Source organism: Streptomyces katrae (assembly GCF_000966975.1).
In the GTDB taxonomy this organism is placed as follows: Bacteria; Actinomycetota; Actinomycetes; order Streptomycetales; family Streptomycetaceae; genus Streptomyces; species Streptomyces katrae.
In genome coordinates, this window is the sequence record NZ_JZWV01001478.1 from 1 (window position 1) to 2,704 (window position 2,704).

General features: G+C 74.2%; 3 protein-coding genes and 2 pseudogenes. 4 read left to right on the forward strand and 1 reads right to left on the reverse strand.

Annotated elements, in window-relative coordinates; all coding sequences use genetic code 11:
• Nucleotides 1-349 (forward strand): annotated as a pseudogene (locus tag VR44_RS38470) (NAD-dependent epimerase/dehydratase family protein); the annotation flags it as partial.
• 76 nt (nucleotides 350-425) lie between these two features.
• Nucleotides 426-932, forward strand: a complete 507-nt coding sequence (locus tag VR44_RS38475; RefSeq protein WP_045952329.1) for a DinB family protein — start codon at nucleotides 426-428, stop codon at nucleotides 930-932.
• Nucleotides 933-977: 45 nt separating this feature from the next.
• Here the strand turns inward: VR44_RS38475 and VR44_RS38480 are convergent, their stop codons facing one another.
• Nucleotides 978-1,526, reverse strand: coding sequence for a flavoprotein (locus VR44_RS38480; protein ID WP_045952331.1), 549 nt, complete (start codon nucleotides 1,524-1,526; stop codon nucleotides 978-980).
• A gap of 172 nt (nucleotides 1,527-1,698) precedes the next feature.
• Here VR44_RS38480 and VR44_RS38485 point away from each other — a divergent pair, with 172 nt between their 5' ends.
• The gene (locus VR44_RS38485) at nucleotides 1,699-2,526 is read left to right on the forward strand and encodes an NAD(P)H-binding protein (RefSeq protein ID WP_045952330.1); all 828 of its coding nucleotides are present in this window, start codon (nucleotides 1,699-1,701) and stop codon (nucleotides 2,524-2,526) included.
• An 81-nt stretch (nucleotides 2,527-2,607) separates the two neighbouring features.
• Nucleotides 2,608-2,704, forward strand: a pseudogene (locus tag VR44_RS48090) (AraC family transcriptional regulator); the annotation flags it as partial.

The following is a 2,704-nucleotide window of genomic DNA, read 5'->3' on the forward strand; positions in this document are numbered from 1 at the left end:
CTGGGTCGACGTGGCGGACGCGGCGCGGGCGGTGGCCCTGGCGGTGGACGCCGGGCGTGCGGGCGAGGCGTACAACATCGCCGATGACGTCCCGGCCGGCTGGGGCGAGCACATGGGGGCGGTGGCGCGGGCCTTCGGGGCGCCGGAGCCGATGAGCGTGCCGCTGTGGGTGCTGCGGCCGGCGCCGCTCGCGCACGCCATCATGGGCACCGACCTGCGGATGTCGAACGCCAAGGCGCGGCGGGAGCTGGGCTGGCGGCCCGGGTACGGGAGCAGCCTGGACGGGGTGCGGGCGCTGGCGGGGGCGGGTGCGGGCGCGAGCGCGGGGCGGCGGGTGACGGCCGCTTGAGAGCCGGCCCGCGCCGCGGGGCATCCGGCATGTGAAATGGCCGGTGGGGTGCGGCGGCCGGTGTGATCATCGGGCGATGAGCGATGAACAGCGGACCCCGCCCGAGCTGGTGGGCGACGAACGGGCCACCCTGACCAGTGTCCTGCAGTGGCAGCGGGACACCCTGCGGATGAAGTGCGCGGGCCTGACCGACGAGCAGCTGCGGCGCAAGGCCGTCCCGCCGTCCGGGCTGAGCCTGCTGGGGCTCGTACGCCACCTCGCGGAGGTGGAGCGCGGCTGGTTCCGCAACGTGCTGGGCGGGGAGGACGTACGCGGGTACTTCCCGAAGAACGAGGCCGGGGAGTGGACGGAGTTCCACGTCGAGGACGCGGACCCGGCCGAGGCCTTCCGGATCTGGGAGGACACCTGCGAGCGGTCGCGGAAGATCGTGGCGGCCGCCGAATCCCTGGACGTGCGGGGGCACTTCGGCGACCAGCCGTACTCGCTGCACTACATCCTGGCCCACATGATCGAGGAGTACGCCCGGCACAACGGGCACGCGGACCTGCTGCGCGAGGCGATCGACGGGGTCACGGGGGAGTAGGGGTGCGGGGCCGGGGTCAGGGCCGGGGTCAGACCGGGGCCAGGGTCAGGCCGGGCGCTCGGCGGCCGCGCGGTCCACGGCGTCCAGGGCGGTCTGCCACGGGAAGTGCGGCGGGGCGTCCTGGCCGGCCGGGCCGGGGACGAAACCGCCCTCGCCGAAGAGCAGCTCGGCGCCCGCACCCCGCAGGACGGTGAGGGACTGCTCGAACTGGGGGTGCGCGGCGAGCGCCGCGTTGGTGCAGGGCATGGCGACCACCGGGACGCCCTTGCCGAGGGCCTCGGCCGCGACCCCGACGGTGAACCGGTCGGTGAGGCCCAGGGCCCAGGCGTTGACCGTGTTGAAGGTGGCGGGGGCGAACAGCACGGCGTCCGCGGGCGGCCACACGTCGGGCTCCCCGGGGAGCTTGTACTGCCAGCGCACCGGGTTGCCGGTCAGGGCCGCGAGCCCGTCGAGGCTCTCGGACACCCACCGCGCCGCCGCCGGGGTCAGACCCACGCAGACGTTCCAGCCGCGCGACTGGGCGTCCTCGATCACGTGGGCCACGTCGAAGACGGGCGGGGCGGCGGAGCAGAACAGGTAGAGAGTCCTCGTCATGTGGATCATGGGATCACATGCCCCGTAGCGGTGTGTCCAGAGGGTCCGACAGATCCGGAAAGCCCGGTGGCCGAGGGGCGGGTGCCGGGCGGCGTTCGGCGTGGACGCACGCGTATGGGGGTGAGCGTCTGGGCCATGTCGCGTCTCACCCCGCGGCGATTGACTGGTTCCCATGACGACGAACTCGAACGCGACGAAGAAGACCCTGGTCATCGGGGGCAACGGCAAGACCGGACGGCGTGTCGCGGAGCGGCTGCTGGTCCAGGGGCGGCCGGTGCGGATCGGGTCGCGGACCGGAGAGCCGGCCTTCGACTGGCACCGGCCCGAGACCTGGGGGCCGGCGCTGCGGGACGTGGACCGGGTGTACGTCACCTACCAGCCCGACCTCTCCTTCCCCGGGGCCGCCGACCAGGTCGGCGCCTTCGCGGAGGCGGCGGTGGCGGCCGGGGCGCGCCGGCTGGTGCTGCTGTCCGGGCGCGGCGAGGAGGCGGCCCGGACCAGTGAGGACCGGCTGAAGGACTCCGGGGCCGACTGGACCGTGGTGCGCGCCAGTTGGTTCCACCAGAACTTCGACGAGGACTTCTTCCTGGAGCCCGTACGGGCCGGGGAGATCGCCCTGCCGGTGGCGGACGCCGTCGAACCCTTCGTGGACGCCGGTGACATCGCCGACGTGGCGGTGGCCGCGCTCACCGACGACCGGCACATCGGCAGGACGTACGAGCTGTCCGGGCCTCGGCTGCTGGGCTTCGGGGAGGTGGCCGCCGAGCTGTCGAAGGCGACCGGGCGCGAGATCGCGTACGTGCCCGTCTCCGACGGGGAGTTCCGGGCGGCACTGCGGGAGGAGGGGCTGCCGGAGGAGTTCGCGGAGCTGTTCGCCCTCATCCTGGACGGGCGCAACGCGCACCTGGTGCACGGGGTGGAGGAGGTACTGGGGCGCCCGCCCCGGGACTTCGCCGACTATGCGCGCGAGGTGGCGGCGAGCGGGGTCTGGGACGTCTGAGGGGGATGGGTGGGAGACGTGCCGGGGACGTGCGGGGGCGGGCTGGGGACGTGCGGGGGCGGGCCGGGTGAGGATGGGGCCATGGACACGTTGACCGGGCTGCTCGACGGGCCCAAGGCCCGTGGTGCCGTCCTGCTGAAGACCGTCTTCGACCCGCCGTGGGCGGTGCGGATCGAGG